Annotated in this window: 14 protein-coding genes; 7 read left to right on the forward strand and 7 right to left on the reverse strand. The window is 67.8% G+C overall.

What is annotated here, in order from left to right:
* Together ABZW16_RS30810 and ABZW16_RS30815 are read left to right on the forward strand one after the other, a co-directional pair.
* Positions 1 to 199, forward strand: a 199-nt coding sequence (locus ABZW16_RS30810; protein WP_354959597.1) for a hypothetical protein, incomplete at its 5' end; no start/stop codon positions are given.
* Between the two features lie 140 nt (positions 200 to 339).
* On the forward strand, positions 340 to 1167 hold the full coding sequence (locus ABZW16_RS30815) for a phosphatase PAP2 family protein (RefSeq protein ID WP_354959598.1): 828 nt from the start codon (positions 340 to 342) through the stop codon (positions 1165 to 1167).
* A gap of 187 nt (positions 1168 to 1354) precedes the next feature.
* Here ABZW16_RS30815 and ABZW16_RS30820 read toward each other — a convergent pair whose 3' ends face one another.
* The 5 genes from ABZW16_RS30820 to ABZW16_RS30840 form a co-directional block, all read right to left on the reverse strand.
* The gene (locus tag ABZW16_RS30820) at positions 1355 to 2509 is read right to left on the reverse strand and encodes a VWA domain-containing protein (RefSeq protein WP_354959599.1); all 1155 of its coding nucleotides are present in this window, start codon (positions 2507 to 2509) and stop codon (positions 1355 to 1357) included.
* A complete protein-coding gene (locus tag ABZW16_RS30825) occupies positions 2506 to 2655 on the reverse strand; it encodes a hypothetical protein (RefSeq protein WP_354959600.1) in 150 nt (49 codons plus the stop codon). Before ABZW16_RS30825 ends, ABZW16_RS30820 begins: the two co-directional genes overlap by 4 nt.
* A complete protein-coding gene (locus ABZW16_RS30830) occupies positions 2652 to 4859 on the reverse strand; it encodes a DUF5682 family protein (RefSeq protein ID WP_354959623.1) in 2208 nt (735 codons plus the stop codon). The genes ABZW16_RS30825 and ABZW16_RS30830 overlap by 4 nt, the downstream gene beginning before the upstream one ends.
* A gap of 115 nt (positions 4860 to 4974) precedes the next feature.
* Positions 4975 to 6084: an AAA family ATPase gene (locus tag ABZW16_RS30835; protein ID WP_354959601.1), complete on the reverse strand. Its 1110-nt coding sequence runs from the start codon at positions 6082 to 6084 to the stop codon at positions 4975 to 4977.
* Positions 6081 to 8942 (reverse strand): DUF5691 domain-containing protein, encoded by a 2862-nt coding sequence (locus ABZW16_RS30840; protein ID WP_354959602.1) that lies wholly within the window; start codon positions 8940 to 8942, stop codon positions 6081 to 6083. The genes ABZW16_RS30835 and ABZW16_RS30840 overlap by 4 nt, the downstream gene beginning before the upstream one ends.
* Positions 8943 to 9418: 476 nt before the next feature.
* On the opposite strand from ABZW16_RS30840, the gene ABZW16_RS30845 reads away from it, so the two are divergent.
* The 4 genes from ABZW16_RS30845 to ABZW16_RS30860 all read left to right on the forward strand — a co-directional run bounded on the left by ABZW16_RS30845 (position 9419) and on the right by ABZW16_RS30860 (position 14053).
* Entirely contained in the window at positions 9419 to 11848 is a 2430-nt protein-coding gene (locus ABZW16_RS30845; RefSeq protein WP_354959603.1) for an AAA family ATPase, read from the forward strand.
* Between the two features lie 337 nt (positions 11849 to 12185).
* Positions 12186 to 12545 (forward strand): hypothetical protein, encoded by a 360-nt coding sequence (locus ABZW16_RS30850; protein ID WP_354959604.1) that lies wholly within the window; start codon positions 12186 to 12188, stop codon positions 12543 to 12545.
* Between the two features lie 825 nt (positions 12546 to 13370).
* Positions 13371 to 13760, forward strand: a complete 390-nt coding sequence (locus ABZW16_RS30855; protein WP_354959605.1) for a YchJ family protein — start codon at positions 13371 to 13373, stop codon at positions 13758 to 13760.
* Positions 13761 to 13777: 17 nt separating this feature from the next.
* Complete coding sequence (locus ABZW16_RS30860) at positions 13778 to 14053, forward strand: SelT/SelW/SelH family protein (protein ID WP_354959606.1); 276 nt, start codon at positions 13778 to 13780, stop codon at positions 14051 to 14053.
* A 123-nt stretch (positions 14054 to 14176) separates the two neighbouring features.
* Here ABZW16_RS30860 and ABZW16_RS30865 read toward each other — a convergent pair whose 3' ends face one another.
* Positions 14177 to 14404, reverse strand: coding sequence for a zinc ribbon domain-containing protein (locus ABZW16_RS30865; RefSeq protein ID WP_354959607.1), 228 nt, complete (start codon positions 14402 to 14404; stop codon positions 14177 to 14179).
* Positions 14405 to 14556: 152 nt separating this feature from the next.
* On the opposite strand from ABZW16_RS30865, the gene ABZW16_RS30870 reads away from it, so the two are divergent.
* Positions 14557 to 16134, forward strand: coding sequence for a carboxylesterase/lipase family protein (locus ABZW16_RS30870; RefSeq protein WP_354959608.1), 1578 nt, complete (start codon positions 14557 to 14559; stop codon positions 16132 to 16134).
* A gap of 93 nt (positions 16135 to 16227) precedes the next feature.
* Here the strand turns inward: ABZW16_RS30870 and ABZW16_RS30875 are convergent, their stop codons facing one another.
* Positions 16228 to 16815 carry an XRE family transcriptional regulator gene (locus ABZW16_RS30875; RefSeq protein WP_354959609.1) on the reverse strand — a complete coding sequence of 196 codons (588 nt, stop codon included), beginning with the start codon at positions 16813 to 16815 and terminating at the stop codon, positions 16228 to 16230.
* Positions 16816 to 16831 lie beyond the last annotated feature (16 nt).

Consider the following 16831-nt stretch of genomic DNA (forward strand, 5'->3'; position numbering starts at 1 on the left):
GCTGTCACAGGAGTGGGTGACAGCGACTCAACGGAGCCCGTTTTGCGTTGTGCCGTTGACCTTTTCGGTGGAGTCCGGCCATCGCGGTCTGGTGCGGGCGCCCGCGAACGACAACCCGCGGGCGCTGTTCAAGGGGGCGGTGCTCGCCGCACTGGCCGCGGCCAGTGTGCTCCCGCAAGTCGAAGTTGCACAGCCCTAGTCACAATGCGGCGCGTTGTGTCTCTCAGATCACAGTGTGCTGAGTCTGCCTAACGATCGGTGCTACGGTAACCGGAGGCTACTACTCCGTTTAACGCCTGATTACGGCCTGGGGTTCGATGGGTAAGGAGGCCGCTGGCGATGGTGGCAGCGGGTCTCGGTGGTCCGAGGGTGGGCTTTTCGCCCGCGTTCGGCGGTATCGCCGAGAAGATGAGGGCGGCGGTGCACGGCCGCGGCGGCGAGGCGGTTGGGCAACTCGCGCTGATAACTGTGCTGTATCTGGCCTATCGGGTCGGGCGGATGGTCACCGCCGACGACACCGTGCGCGCGCTCGGGAATGCCAGGAGCATGCTGAGCATCGAGGATGCGCTCGGGCTGCCGGAGGAGACCACGGTGCAGAGTGTGTTCCTGCATGGGGATCTGCTCGCGGTGGGGGCCAACTTCTATTACGCCACCGCGCATTTCACGGTCGCGATCGGTGTGTTGCTGTGGCTGTGGGTCTTTCGGCCCGAGCACTATCGATGGACCAGAAATCTGATAGTGGCATTGACCGCGGCCGCGCTGGCGGTGCATATGCTGATGCCGCTCGCGCCGCCGCGCATGCTGCCCGAGTACGGATTCGTCGACCTCGCCGCGATACACGGCCAATCCGTCTACGGCTCACCGGAATCCGGCGGGCTCTCCAACCAGTTCGCGGCCATGCCCTCACTGCACGTCGGGTGGGCCCTGCTGCTCGCCTTCGCCGTGGTGGCCGCGACCCGCGGCAGCTGGCGGTGGCTGGCACTGGCGCATCCGGTGCTCACGACGGTGGTAGTGGTCGGCACCGGCAATCACTATTGGCTCGATGCGATCGTCGCGGTCGTCCTGCTCGGATTGGCGTCGCTGCTGCATCCGCTGATCGTGCCCGCGCCGGCCACCGCGTGGGGTGCCATGGGCCCGGTCGGTCCGGAATTGCTCGCGACGCGCTGACCACGGCAAACGGGCGAAACAAGATCAACTGGGGCGTACCATCGACGGGTTGACTTGTTTGCCCGGTTCAGACAAGGAGTCCGACCATGGGTTTCATCAGCGCCCTCGACACGATTCTGGATGTCGGCGTCAAGTTCTTGTCACTGCTCCAAAGTGTGGTCAGCCTGTCATCAGGTAGTTGAGTCCGTCAGGTGTTCCGGTTGGCCCAGGCCTGGACGTCGCCACGGTCCAGGGCCAGTGCGAGTAGATCCGGGAACTTGTCCGGGGTGCAGGCGAAGGCAGGAATGCCGAGGGCGGCGAGGGCGGCGGCATTGTCGTGGTCGAAGGCAGGAGCGCCGTCGTCGGACAGGGCGAGCAGGACTACCACTTGGACGCCGGACTCCCGCATGGAGTTCACCCGCCGCAGCATCTCTTCGCGGATGCCGCCCTCGTAGAGGTCGGATATGAGGACGAAGAGGGTGTCGGCCGGGCGGGTGATCAGCGATTGGGAATAAGCGATCGCGCGGTTGATATCGGTGCCGCCGCCGAGTTGGGTGCCGAAGAGCACCGCTACCGGATCGCTGAGTTGTTCGGTCAGGTCGACGACTTCGGTGTCGAAGACGACCAGCGAGGTTTTCAGCGAACGCATGGAGGCGAGCACCGCGCCGAAGACCGAGGCGTAGACGACGCTGGAGGCCATCGAGCCGGATTGATCGATGGCCAGCACCACATCGCGGCGCACCGCCTGCGCCTTGCGGCCGTAGCCGATCAGCCGCTCGGGGACGACGGTGCGATATTCGGGCAGATAGTTGGCCAGGTTCGTGCGGATGGTGCGGTCCCAGTCGATATCGCGCAGTCGCGGGCGGGTCACCCGGGCGGCGCGGTTCAGTGCGCCGGAGACCGCGGCGACGGTATGTGCGGCGATGCGCTGTTCGATCTCGCGGACCACCTTCTCGACCACCATTCGCGCTGTCGCCTTGGTGGTTTCGGGCATAACCCGATTGAGGCTGAGCAGGGTGCCGACCAGATGCACATCGGGTTCCACCGCTTCGAGCAGTTCCGGCTCCAGTAAGAGCTGGGTCAGGTTGAGGCGATCGACCGCATCGCGCTGCATGACCTCGACGACGGTGGACGGGAAGTAGGTGCGAATATCGCCGAGCCAGCGGGCCACCTTTGGCGCGGAGCCGCCGAGACCGGCGGAGCGCTTGCCCGAGCTCTGGTCGTCGCCGGCGTTGTAGAGGGCCGACAGCGCGCGGTCCATCGCCTCGTCGTCGGCGGATCCGAGACCGCCGAGCGGCTGCTCGGCGGCGGTGCCGAGGACCAAACGCCAACGCCTGGCCTGGGTTTCATCGATTGCGGTCATCCGGCCACTCCGGGAAGATCGGTGACGGCGCGATGCCGCCACATGGTGTGCTGGTCGAGGACGTTCGGGCGGGCGGGCCGTTGTGCCGCCGCGTCCGGTGTCGGGGCGATCAGGGGCACGAGCCCACCGGATGCTGTCCGGCTCATACCGGCACCCCCAAGATGTCCGCGACAGTGCGCATTGCGACGAGTCCGCGCTCGATATCGAAAGCCGTGCCGTCGTCGGTGCGCGCCGCGAGGACACCGCCATCGCGCACGGCCTGGCCGATGGCGCGGCGTTCTCCGGATTCGAAGGCACCGAAGGTACGGCGCAGCAGGGGCAGGATTTCGACGAACATATCGTCGCCGAGGCCGCGCAGCCAATCGTCGATGAGGCGCAACAACTCTCGGTCATGGACGAGTAGCAGTCCGCGACCGCCCAGGAAGCCGTCGATCCAGGCGGCCTTGGCGGCTGCGGTATTGCCGATCGATAGCGCGGCGGAAAGCCTACGCGCGGAATCGGATTCATCGATGCGTCCGGCATCGGCGAGCAATCGGACGGCGCGGCCGACGAGAGCGCCGTGTACGTCGTCGCGGTCGGCGAGGCGGCGCAGGGCGGCCAGCCATTCGCCGGTAGCCCAGTCGTCGTCGCGAGTGTGGATGGCGGTGTGCGCGGCATCGATTTGGCTGCGGAGTTGTTCGGCGGCTTCGGTATCGAGGCCGGTGACCGCGCCGGGCAGGCCCGCGCAGATGCGCACGAGCAGGCCGTCGGCGACGTGGGCGAGCGCCTTGGTGTCGGTGCCGCGCACATCGCCGTAGCGCAGCGTGCGGGTCAGGCCGGGGAGGGCGGCCAGCAGATGGGTCACATCGTGATCGAGGGCCGCGGCGGATTCCAGGAGGGTGATCAGGCCGTCGGTGGCGCCACCGAGATCGGCGAGCAGCGCCACCTCCAGTGCGCCGGTGAGATCGCCGACGGTGGCGTCCGCGCGACTCGCGGTATCGAGGATCTTGGCCTCGGCCGCGGTGCCGATGGTGGTGCCCCAGCGCGAGGCCTCGATGATCGACACGGCGAATTCGGGTCGCCACTGCAGTGTCCAGCTCTCCCGGAAGGTGCCGGTACTGCGGACTTCGCCGGTTGTCGGTGTGCCCCAGTCGATGCCGAGCAGCCGCAGCCGGTGCAGCAGCCGGGAGCGTTCGACCTCGCGTTCCTTGCGCAGGTCGAGATCGAGGTTGCGGGACAGGGCTTCCTGTTTGAGCCGAAGTGTGCGAATCCGGGCGCGCAGATCGGCATCCAGCGGGACGGTCGGCGTGCCCTCGGGTACGCCGCCGAGCGCCTCGCCGACCACCAGTTCGGTTGCGACCAGCCGGAGCATGGTCTCATCGCCCGCGCACATTACCGACCGCACCGCCTCGGTGACCTCCGAGAGTCCGGCAAGCGGCCGGGCCCGTAGCACCGCGAGGGTATCGGCGAGCCGAACGGATTCGATGATGTGCGCGCTGGAGACCGGTAGATCGTGGGCGCGCAGCACCCCGGCCACCTTGGTCAGCCAGCGCGCGATCGGCTGCTCGGTCTCGGTGAACAGGTGGTGATACCAGCCCGGTGAGGTAATGCCCGCGCCGTATCCGGAGGTGCTCGCCAGCCGCGAATGCGTCCATGGCACCCACGTCAAAGTCGCCTTGACCTTCGGAAGTCCCTTGAGCAGCTTGGTATCCGCGGTCGCTGGCCCCAGCTTTCCGGTCAATGCCGGTGCGTGCCAGGCCCCACACACCACGGCGAGCCGCTGCGACCCCTCCTTCAACGCTTTGCGCATCGTCTGGCGCATGTACGCCTCACGCCGCAGGGTGTGGGCGTCGATGCCCTGCTCGGCGGCTTCCCGCAGCGCGCCCATCGCCTCGGTGATCGCGTCGAAAGCGTCCGCGTCGGCGACGGATTCGACCACCGCGTCCCACCAGCGCTCGGCATCGTCGTAGCCGCCCGCGGCCGCCAGTTCGGCCAGCGGATCTATGCGATCACCCGGTTCGTCCTCGGCGGCTAGTGCGTTGCTCGCGGGCAGATCGCAGAACCGCACCGGCACATCGTTTTCGACGGCGTATCGCAGTGCCTGCCATTCCGGCGAGAACACCGCGTAGGGCCAGAACGCGGCCTTGGCTGGCGTGTCCGGTACATAGGCCAGCAGCGCGACCGGCGGCGACATCCCCTCGGCCGCAACATAACCGACGAGCGGGTCGGCATCGGCCGGGCCCTCGATCAGAATCGTATCCGGCCGGAACCTCTCCAGCGCGGTGCGCAGCGATCTGGCCGAACCGGGGCCGTGGTGGCGGATGCCGAATACCCTCGTTGCCGGACCACTCTGCGTGGTGCCGTAGCCGATGTCCGGAGCCGAATCGTCGGCTTCGGATGTGTGTGTTTCTGTCACCGTGTTACCCCCGGGCTGAACATGGCGTGTCGCGGGATCGAGTTGCAGCTGATTCGCTTCGGCCGCAACCTCATCCGGTGACCTCGCGGCAGGCGCGGTAGAAGTCGGACCAGTCGGGGCGTTCGCGGACAACGGCTTCCAGATATTCGGTCCAGATGACGGCGTCGGCCACCGGATCCTTGATCACCGAGCCGAGAACCGCGCCCGCAATATCGGACGCGCGCAGCGTGCCGTCGCCGAAATGGGCCGACAGGGCGATGCCATTGGTGATCACCGAGATCGCTTCGGCGGTGGACAGGGTGCCGGAGGGGGATTTGAGCTTGGTGCGGCCGTCGGCAGTAATGCCGGAGCGCAGCTCCCGGAAGACGCGCACCACGCGGCGCACCTCCTCGGCCGCGGCGGGGACGGTCGGCAGCTCGAGTGCCGAGCCGAGCTGTTCCACGCGGCGGGTGACAATGGCGACCTCCTCGTCCTCGCTGGCGGGCAGCGGGAGCACCACCGTGTTGAAGCGGCGGCGCAGCGCGGAGGACAGATCGTTGACGCCACGGTCGCGGTCATTGGCGGTGGCGATGACGTTGAAGCCCTTGGCGGCTTGCACCTCCATGCCGAGTTCCGGCACTGGCAGTGTCTTTTCCGACAGCACGGTGATCAGCGCGTCCTGCACATCGGACGGGATGCGGGTGAGTTCCTCGATACGGGCGATCGCGCCGCGGCTCATCGCGGTCATCACCGGTGACGGCACCAGCGCACCCTCACTCGGGCCCTCGGCGAGCAGGCGCGCGTAATTCCAGCCGTAGCGGATCGCCTCTTCGGCGGTGCCCGATGTGCCCTGTACGAGCAGCGTCGACGCACCGCTGACGGCGGCCGAAAGATGTTCCGATACCCAGGTTTTCGCGGTGCCCGGCACGCCGAGCAGCAACAGCGCCCGATCGGTCGCCAGGGTCGCGACCGCGATCTCCATGAGCCTGCGCGGCCCGACATATTTGGGGGTGATCACCGTGCCATCGTCGAGCGTGCCGCCCAGCAGATAGGTGACCACAGCCCACGGGGACAGCTGCCAGGATGGTGGACGCGGCCGATCGTCGAGCGCCGCGAGTGCCCGCAGTTCATCGGCAAATGCCTGTTCGGCATGCGGGCGCAACAGCTCCGGCGTGGTATCGGCGGTGGTAGTGGTCGTCACTGCAACTCCTCGAGCATCATCGAGCGGTGGTTGAGGTCATGGGCGAGCTGATCGAAGGCTCGTTCCCAGCTGGGGTCGGCGCATTTGCGAGCCACCGCGGTGGCCGCCCGTGCCGCGCCGACGGGTAGGTGCACGGCCGCCGCGGCGAGCAGCGACCGATGTGCGCTCGGGCCGGTGCTGTGCGCCTCGGGGCGTTTGGCCGCGGCACGCGCGCGTTCGAACAACAACAGCAGCAGGTGTTGGGCAAGGGGTTCCGGCCACGGATGACCCATGGCGGGCAGCAGGGCCTCTAGTTCCGAGAGCCATGCGCCGTCGAGTTGGAGGAGATGCCAGGTGCGATCGGGCAGCGGCAGCAGGGCGAACAGTTCGCGTCGCCGCAGCATCGCCAGATCGGTCGGCACCCCGGCATCGAACAGCGCCCGCGCCCAGGTCGGATCGTGTTGTGCCAGTGCGGCATCCACCCAGCCGTCGAACAGTGGCTGCCGGAACCGATCGACGATCTTGGCCTGGGTGGCCTTATCCGGTGCGCCGAGCGAGGACTCCCAGTGCGTCAGCGGTGTCGCGGCGATGAGTTGGCGCAGCCGACCGGCACGCAGGTCCGGTGCGCCATCCCAGCGGTAGGTGAATTCCACGGTGCGATCGGTGATGCCGTCCCTGCGGTCGGCATCACCGAGCTCTTCTGGCACGCGGACAACGAGATTCGGATGCAGCAGCTGGTGTTCGATCGTGACCCAGTCCCCAGCCCGTCGCTGCATGCGTTCGGCGAATGCCGAATTCGGCAGCAGCGGAAGCAGTCCCGCCGCGACTCGCCGGACATCGGATCGCCGATCGTCCAGCGCCGATTCCAGCAGTGGTTCGTCGGCGGCCGTAATGCCGTCGGCGAGTACGGCGAGCAGCTCCGCCTTCAGCGGGCCGGATTCCTTCGGCCAGGACGCGGCCAGTGCCGCCCGCGCCGCGTCGGCATCGCGACGACGCAGCTCGGCCAGCCATTCCCGGCGCTCGGGTGGTTGGCCGAACTGCCAGCTCTGTTCCGTCGGTGCATCGGCGTGCCCCTGCCGCACCAGGTCTCGCCATTGCGGATGCCGGTCGGCCAGCCATCGACCGCGGGTTCCGGCCAGGCGCAGCAGTGGCTCGCGCAACTCGGTATTCGCCTTCGCCTGCTCGAGCAGCAGGCTGCACAGCGCGTCCGGCGCGCGGTAGTCGAATGGTGTTGCGGCGGTGAACCATTCGGGCAGGAAGGCGGACCGGTCGCGCAGCAGCCGGGACAGCCGGGCGGCCGCAGCCCTCGGCATGAGTCGCCGAGCGTCATCCTGGGCGGGTTCGGGCACGGTGGCCCTGGCAATGGAGGTGCCACCGCGGGCGAAGGCGCCGCGCAGCGCGGCCGATTCGAGCAGTACCAGCGCGGGGTCACTGCGCAACCGCGTCGCCGCCGCTGCGACCGGGGCGTCGAGACATGCGGTATCCAATGTCCTGCGGGCCGTGCCGAGCAGGGCCACCGAGGTCAGATCCTCCGACAGCGGTGCGGCGGGCGAATTCGACGCTCCCCATGTCGCGTACTCCGTGCTGCCGATATCGACGATCTCACCCGCGATGAACGCCGAGATCGGGACCAATCCGGCGACACTCCACTCGGCGGCCAGTGTCACCGGATGCCCGCCCGATACCCCGAGTAGCCGCCACGGCTGCTCGGTGGCCGCGACGGGCAGTGCGGTGCCGTCGGATTCGGTGATGTACCAGCCATTTTCGGTCCATACCGGTACGACATCGGTGAGCAGCACCGGATGTGACCGCAGCCAAGGGTCAGCGCCCAGCGTCCCGGCATGCGCGTCCAGTGCGGCGGCGATCGTCCCGTCGAGCACCGGCAATGTGGTGAACGGTTCGGCGGCACCGTGCCGCTCACCCCACAGCGCGCGCAGCGGCGCACCGCCCGGGTAGTAGTGCAGCTCCGCGTCGGCCATCAGACCGGGCAGCGGCACCTCCGTCGAGAAGTTCGGCGCATTGAAGGAGTGTTCGAGCAGCATGGCCCAGCGCCGCGTCTGTCTGCCGTACAACCAGGTTCGGCGGGTATAGAGCCGCTCCTCTTCACTGGTGCGGATGCCGAGGACCTGCCATCGGTCCCGGACCGCTGGTTCGGCGCGCACGGTCTCGGTGGGCATCGGATAGCCGATATGGATCCGGATGCTGGCCTGCAATTCCGGGGACAGCTCGTCGAGGCGACGGTGTGCGGCGATCAGTAGATGCAGCCTGGCGTATTCGGCCAGCACGACGTCCGGCCAATCTGCCCGGTTCACCACGGTGGTCGGCAGCTGTCGCAGCGCGGCGGCGACGCCCGGCGCTTGGGCGTCGACCATCCGGCGCGCGATCGCCTCGAAGGCCCGGAACGAGCGATCGGTCTGCGCCAGCCCGGTGCGCACCTGATCGCCGAGCCAGATGTCGAGCTCTTCCAGGCCCGCAGTTACCCGCACCCGCCGCTGTTCGGCGGTGGCCGGGTTCGCCGCGCGGATCTGTGGGTCCTTGGCGGGCTGGGCGGCGCGGGCCGCACGTGCGTTGATCCATTCCGCCGCGAAGTCCGCGATCGGCGCAGTCTCGGTGACCGCGCCACCCGACCAGTTCAGCAAGAGCGATAGGGCGTGCTTGCACGGGAACTTGCGGCTGGGGCATGAGCACTTGTACGCGGGCCCCGCCAGATCGACGATCGTCTGATAGGGCTTGGCTCCGCTACCCTTGCACAGGCCCCACAGGGCGGTGTCCGACTGGCCGGTGTCCTGCCAGCGCCCGGCGAGCTTGCGCGCGGCCGCGAGTGAGCTCGCATCGGGCGCCAATGCGTTGACCTGGTCTTCGGTCCATGGCGCGGTCATTTGACTGCTCCCGCCTGGTTCATCCGGCGGCTCCGGATCGAGTGTGCGTCATATTTCCCCCGTTTCTCGGTTGACGGATTTCTACCCCGACCCACCGACAAGTTGGGTGGTGAACGGACATTTTTACCGGAAGACGCTGCGCGAACGCCATATTCGGCAGCCTTGCCATCTTGCGCTGGTTGCCAGATTCTGGCATTCTGACCTGTTCGGCTCCGACCGAGCCACCCAAATCGGGTGACACACCATCGAGCTGCCCGCCGGGGTTGGCGAGGGGTGGACATCGAGCGGGGCCCAGCCTGTTCGATGGCCATACCATCCCCGCGGGCAGATTCGCCTCCACTCTTCGAACCCACTCGAACCGGCACTGCTGTGGGCGAATTCGACACCATCGGGTAGCGTTTCGCTCAGCTTTCGACAGTGATACCCGGTTCGGGGTTGGAGGACTTGCCGCGGTTCGGTGGTGTAGGGGGTTGCCTATGCGTTCAGATCCGGGAACAGATCCTGCGACGACGGTGCCGCGCCTGACCGAGGTGGTATCCCGGCGACTCGCCGCTGATCCGGCCGTCACCCCCGACGTCGCACATGCCGTGCTCCGCGCCCTCGGCGGCGGTGAATCCGATGATCTGGCAACCGAATTCGACGGCGCCGGCATCTTCCTGCGCGCGATTCGGGTGCGCGGCTTCCGCGGCATCGGCCCGGAGGCGACCCTCGAGCTGCCGCCCGGTCCCGGTCTCACCCTGGTGGTCGGGCGCAATGGAAGTGGTAAGTCCAGTTTCGCCGAGGCCGCCGAACTGGTGCTCACCGGCAGCAATCGCCGATGGGACGGGCGGTCGGCGGCCTGGCGCGAGGGCTGGCGCAATCTGCACGACGGCACGGCGGCGCGGGTCGAACTCGAATTGCTCACCACCGGAGCGGATCCCGAGCTGACCATCGCCAAAGAATGGGCGCCACAGGCGGAACTGGGTCAGGCGCACTGGACGGAACAGCGACCCGGCACCGCGCCAATGGATTTCGATGGCGCACGCTGGGCCGGTCTGCTGGAGCTGTATCGCCCCTTCCTGTCCTACAGCGAACTCGGCGCACTCGTCGACGGTAAGCCGAGCGATCTGTTCGACGCGTTGCACCGGCTGCTCGGCCTCGACGAATTGACCGTGGCGCAGGAGCGAATCCGTACACGTCGACTGGAACTCGAACGCGCCGTGCGTGATTCGCGCCAGGAACGTATCGAACTGGTCGCTGCGCTGGAGACGGTGGCCGACGATCGTGCGGTCCGGATGGCGGCGCTGCTGCGCCCGGATCGGCCGGATCTCACCGCGATCGGCCGTGAAGTGCTCGGCACGAACGAACATCCGGTTGGTCCCGACGGGTTGCGCGCGATCGTGCGCCTCGCCCTGCCCACCGGTGCCGAGGTCGAAGCCATAGCCGCGCGCCTCGAACAGTGCCGCGCGCTGCTCGCTCGCGATTCGACCGCCGATGCCGAGGCCGATCTGCGGGTGCTGGAGTTGCTGCGCCGGGCGCGCGATCACGTCGCCGCCAGCGGGGAATGCGCATGTCCGGTGTGCGGGCGCGGGGAGCTCGACGCGGCCTGGTTGCGTGGTGCGGAGGCGGCGATGACCGAGCTGACCTCGCGGGTCGACGCGCTCGCGACCGCACGCGGCGCGCTGCGGCAGGCCGTCCGTGACGCTCGGGCACTGCCGGATCATATTCCGCCGGAGCTGGATTTCGATCCGCGCAATCCGCCCACCGTCGACACCACCGCGGTACGCCGAGCCTGGACCGACTGGGCGGCGCTGACCGGCGCCGACTACTCCCCGGACCTACCCGATCGGCTGCGCGGTGCGCACGCGCGCCTGGTTGACGAGCTCGAGCTATTGCAGCAGGGCACCCGCAAGGAATTGAACCGCCTCGACGAGGTGTGGTCGCCACTGGTGCCGCGCATCACCGCCTGGCTGGACGGGGCACGCGCGATCGTTGCGAACGGCGGTGAACTGCGCACCCTCAAACGCGCCGAGGACTGGTTGAAATCCGCGACGGCCGGTTTGCGCGGGGAGCGGATGGCGCCGCTGGAGACCACGGCGCGCTGGGTCTGGCGCACGCTGCGTCAGCAGAGCAATGTCGAGCTCGGCGCGATTAGGTTGCAGGGCAATGCCGGAACCGCGCGCCGGGTACTGCTCGATGTCACCGTGGACGAGGTGGACGGGGCCGCGCTCGGCGTGATGAGTCAGGGCGAGCTGCACGCCCTTGGACTTTCGCTGTTCCTGCCGCGAGCGACCGTGGAGGACAGTCCCTTCCGCTTCGTCATGATCGATGATCCGGTGCAGGCAATGGATCCGGCGAAGGTGGACGGGCTGGCCAGGGTGCTCGAGGTGATGGCGTGGACGCGACAGGTGATCGTGTTCACCCATGACGAGCGGCTGGCCGAAGCGGTGCGGCGGATGCAACTCGACGCGAGCGTGCTCGAGGTACAGCGGCGCGAGCGCTCGGTGGTGGAGGTGCGGATGTCCAGTGACCCCATCCGCCGCTATCTCGATGACGCGCGCTCACTGGTGCGTACCCCGCAGCTGCCCCCGGCGATCGCCGATGAACTGGTGGCCACCTGCTGCCGCTCGGCCGTGGAGGCGGCGAGCCTGGCCAGAGCGCGCCGAAATCTATTGGCCGCTGGCATGGACCACCGCGACGTCGAGCGCCATATCGAAGGCGCGCAGACGACCCGGGCGATGGTCGCACTTGCGGTGATGGGTATCGGCGGCCGCGTCGACGATCTCAACAAACACCTTGCCCGCGAAGGCAAATGGGTCGTCGACGCATTGCGCGACGCCACCGCGGGCGCCCACGTACCGATCGGCCGCAGCATGCGCGACCTGATCGCGGACACCGAAAAGTTCGTCGGCTGGTTGCGGCAATGAACGGCTGCTGTGTCGTGATATCGACAGCCCCGGGGCCGCGCTGGTGAGCGGGCCGGATGGTGACGATGCGGGTGGGCCGCGCGGTGGTGCGGGCGAGTTTGTGGGCGGGGCGCGCGGTGGTGCACGTGGTTCGGGTGGCGGTGCAGGCGGACCAGGTAGTGCGGAGGCTGGGAATGGACGGGCCGCGGAGGGATCGCGACGGAAGACGGGTCAGCAGGACGGAACTGGAGGGCGGGGCGGGGGCCGTCGGCAGGGCGCAGGTCGGCGGGCCGACGTAGGTCGGAAGGGTGGCGGGCGTCGGCAGGGCGAGGTCCGGCCGACTCCGCCGCGGCCGACCGTGGCCGAGCGGTTCGAGGCGGTGGATCGGCTGCTCGACGGGTCGGTGACCGATGCAGACGGGCTGTGGTCGCGAGCGACGGTATGGATCCTGCGGCTCGCGCTGGAGCAGTCCGTCGACGAGCTGTGGTTGCAGGTAGCACCGGAATTGGCGCGCTGCCCGATGCGCGCACAACTGCTCGCCCTACGCGTATTCACAGGTCACGACACCGCCGCCCAGGTGGCCACGGTATGGGCGGCACTGTCTCGCGCCGCCCATCACCACGACTACGAACTCGCCCCGAGCGTCACCGAACTACGCCGCTGGCGCGACCAAACCGCCGCCATCGCCACGTCCCTGGCCGCCTCGGCGCTCCGGTAGCCGTATCGGCGCGGTCGCGCGCCGGTCGCGCGATGGCAACCGCGCATGGAGCGATTCCGCCGGGCACGCCGCGATGCGACCGCGTATTAGCAGGTCGCGCGTTGGGGTGGCCGTGCATCGCTGAGCCGCAACGATGCGACCGCATATCAGTACGCCGTGCGTGGGGTGGCCGTCCATCGCCAGACCGCAACGGTGCGACCACGTATCAGCAGGCCGCGCGCCGAGGTGGCCGCGCATCGGCGGGCCTAGCGGGGGTCGCCCATGCGAGGGTGTGATCGTCGATCGCGGATCGACGTGCGGTTGCATCGGTCGATGCTGTTGTGCCGCAGGGCATTCGCATCGTGGGGTGCGGTTGGGTCAGGAAAGGGAGAACAGGCCGAGGATGCTGGCGAGCAGTGAGATGCTGGTCGCCGCGATGGAGGAACCGGTACTCAAGATGCTCAACACATTCAGCAGTCCCATGGTGGGCTCCTTGATCGGTGTCGACACTTGCACTTATGCACCGTGATTCGTCGCCTCGGCGTTGCCGGATCGCCGATCGCGCCGCACCAGAACGCGACACTCCGAGCGACACGCCAAAGTTATTTGTATAGTCCCAAATACCCTCGAGTCGCCGAACCATTGCCCAGTGCTTGTCCTCGAAACCCTTTCGCGCTGAGGCGGCTCGGTCGAACCTCGAGGATCAAGATCAGCTAGCAGCGGCGTCATCGCCCAAGTGCCGGTTCCACCCGATCTCGGTCGACGCGGCGGGCATCGAGGCCGCTCGACTCGGCCGCAAATACCCCCATGTGCGCAGCGGTCCGCGCGGCGAGCAAGATTCGGAATATGGACGAGTCGCGGCCGTGCCCGTGTAAGCGTGGAGAACCGTTCGGTCTGTGCTGTGGACCGGTATTGGCGAGGGAGCGGCCCGCGGCGACGGCCGAGGCGCTGATGCGTTCGCGCTATACCGCATTCACTCTCGGCGATGTCGAATACCTACTGCGTTCCTGGCATCCGCGCACCCGTCCGAAGACGCTCGAGCTGGATCCGGACCAGCGCTGGCTCTTTCTGGAGATCCTGCGCACCGAACGCGGCGGACCATTCGACGATGCGGGCACCGTCGAGTTCATCGCCCACTTCCGCGCCGAGGGGCGCCGCGGCTCGCTGCACGAGGTCAGCAGATTCACCCGCGTGGACGGCGCCTGGGTCTACCTCGACGGCGTCATCGAACCGTGACCGGTAGCGTGCCACCCATGCCACGTGTCGCGATCGAGTACTGCACGCAATGTCGCTGGTTGCTGCGCGCGAGTTGGATGGCGCAAGAACTGCTGAGCACCTTCGCCACCGAAATCGGTGAGGTGGCCCTGATCCCGGGCACCGGCGGCGTCTTCCGCATCACCGTCGACGGTTACCAGGTCTGGGAACGCAAGGCGGACGGCGGTTTTCCCGATATCGCTGTACTCAAACAGCGGGTACGCGACCGAGTGGCCCCCGACCGCGACCTCGGCCACGCCGATAAGCACGGCTGATCACCACCCCGCGACGCTCACGAACCCCAGTTCGCGAAGGCCATGGGGTGACACGGCGTCCACGATCAGCCGTGCAGATGTGATCAATGCCACATAGATCACCTTGCTCGAATCATCGGCGAATCAGCAGCCGCACCCACCACCGCAGCACCCACCGCCAGCGGGTCGCGGTGCCGGAGCGGGCGACGGTGTGCCAGCGCTACCCCTGCTGACCGTGGCAAATGTGGTCAGTAGCTTGACCGTATCGTCATGGCCATTGGGGCAGGCCGCCGGATTCGAGGCCTCCGCCATCGGGCGATTGACATCGAAGGTGTCGCCACAGCTGCGGCATCGGAAGCTATAACTCGGCATCGGCCCAGCGTAGCGCCCGGGTGCAGTGATGCGACTAACCCGTCCAACTGCCCGGGTGGACGTACTCTCGAATAAGAGATCGCTAGGCGCTGGACCCGGCCGGAGCAAACTCGCAGCGCACTGCCCGGGTCGTGGGTAGGAGGTGCGGGAAGATGACCACTCAGTTCGATACCGAACCGGACTCCGAGGTCGGCGACACCGAGCCGGTAGCGCAAACGACCTGGGGCCGCGTGCGCGGACGGTGGGACGGATCGGTCGCGGTATGGCGCAGCATCCCGTACGCCTGCGCACCGGCGGGCCCGAATCGGTTCCGGCCACCGCAGCCGCCGCGGCCATGGGACGGGATCCGTGAGTGCACGACCTTCGGCGAAATCGCTCCGCAGACGATGGGCAATATGGTCCCGGTCGACTCCGGCCTGCGCATGGGGGAGGACTGCCTGTGGCTCAATGTCTTCTCGCCCCGCAGTTCCGCCGATAACGGTGCGCCGCGGCCGGTGCTGGTGTGGCTGCACGGCGGCGCCTACTGCCTGGGCACCGCGGCCCAGGGCATCTACGACGGCCGCAAGCTGGCCGAATCCGGTGACGTCGTGGTGGTAACGGTCAACTATCGGCTCGGCGTGCTCGGCTTCCTCGATTTGTCGTCGCTGTCCAGCGAATTCACCCCCAATCTCGGCCTGCACGACCAGCTCGCCGCACTGGAATGGGTGCGCGACAATATCGCCGCATTCGGCGGCGATCCGGGAAATGTGACGCTGTTCGGTGAATCATCCGGCGCCGGATGCGTGACCGCATTGCTGACTTCGCCGCCAGCGGTCGGGCTGTTCCACCGGGCCATCGCGCAAAGCCCGCCTGCGACAACGGTTTTCGGCCAGGAGCGGGCCGCCGGTGTGGCGCGACGCTTTCTGGAACTGATGGAACTGCCGTTTGCCCGCGCGAACGAATTACTGGAATGCCCGATCGAGCGGATCGTGACCGCGGCGGGCGTACTGCTCGACGAGATTCCCTTGCGGGAGCCGGGCAGACTGGCCGCCGCGCCGGTCGTCGACGGCGACCTGGTTCCGACCTATCCGATCGACTGCTTCCAGCGCGGCCGTTCACATCGCGTGCCGCTGATCATCGGCACCAATAAGGATGAGGCATCCCTGTTCCGGGTGCTGCGGTCGCCGATCATGCCGGTGACCCCGGACGCGGTGAACGCGATGCTGCGCGATGTAGCCGCCAACCATCCTGATATGTCGCCCGAGCGCATCGCCGAAATCACCTCGGCCTACCCGGATCTCGCGAAAACCCGTGGCGCGCTGGCGATGTCGACCGATGCGGCCTTCCGTATGCCGGCCCACTGGGTCGCCGACGGCCACGCCGCGCACTCGCCGACCTGGATGTACCGCTTCGACCATGCCACCCCGATGCTGAAGGCGGCTCGCGTCGGCGCCGGTCATGCCACCGAATTGCCTTATGTCTTCGGCAATTTCGGCACCTTGAATCACGACCCCACCTTCTGGCTCGGTGGCCGCAAGGTGGCCATGGAGGTCTCCGGTCGCATGCAGCGCCGCTGGCTCGCCTTCGCCACCCACGGCGTCCCCGCCGCCATTGACGGCTCCAAACACTGGCCGCCGTACCGTCCCGACACCCGCACCACCCTGCTCATCGACAATATCGACCGGGTGATCGACAATCCGGACCGCGACCTGCACACCGCATGGGGTGAACAAGCGGTCGGCTTCAGCTGAGGAGTCGTCGAACGCATCGAACCGCACATGTCCTCGATGCGGGCACCTCCCGCCGCACCGGACCGGGGACCGCACTGTGTGCGGGTGCCGTCGCTAACGGGATTTCGGCTTGGGGCTGGTGCGCAGGTGGGTGCGCTCACCCTGTTTGCCGAAGAGACTGAGGAATTCGACCGGTTCGGAATCGGCGGTGCCGAACCAGTGTGGAACGCGGGTATCGAATTCGGCGGCCTCACCGGGGGTGAGGACCACATCGTGTTCGCCGAGGACGAGGCGCAGGCGTCCGTTGAGGACGTAGAGCCATTCGTAGCCCTCATGGGTTTGCGGATCGGGTTCCCTGCGGGTGTCGGCGGGTATGACGAGCTTGTATGCCTGAATGCCGCCCGCGCGGCGGGTCAGCGGCAGCATGGTCATACCGTGGCGGGTGATCGGGCGCAGGTGGATGCGCGGATCGCCGGTGGGTGGCGCGTCGACGAGTTCGTCAAGGGTGACGCCGTGTGCCCGGGCCAGCGGCAGCAGCAGTTCGAGGGTTGGACGGCGGGCGCCGGATTCGAGACGGGACAGGGTGCTGACCGAGATGCCGGTCGCCGCCGACAGGTCGGCCAATGTGATTTCGCGCTGGCGGCGCAGTGTGCGCAGTCGAGGCCCGACCGCGTCGAGCGCATTGCCGAGGTCGTCATCCATGCCGCAAGTTTGCCAT

The sequence above is a fragment of the Nocardia sp. NPDC004604 genome (genome assembly GCF_040609795.1).
Classification (GTDB): domain Bacteria; phylum Actinomycetota; class Actinomycetes; order Mycobacteriales; family Mycobacteriaceae; genus Nocardia.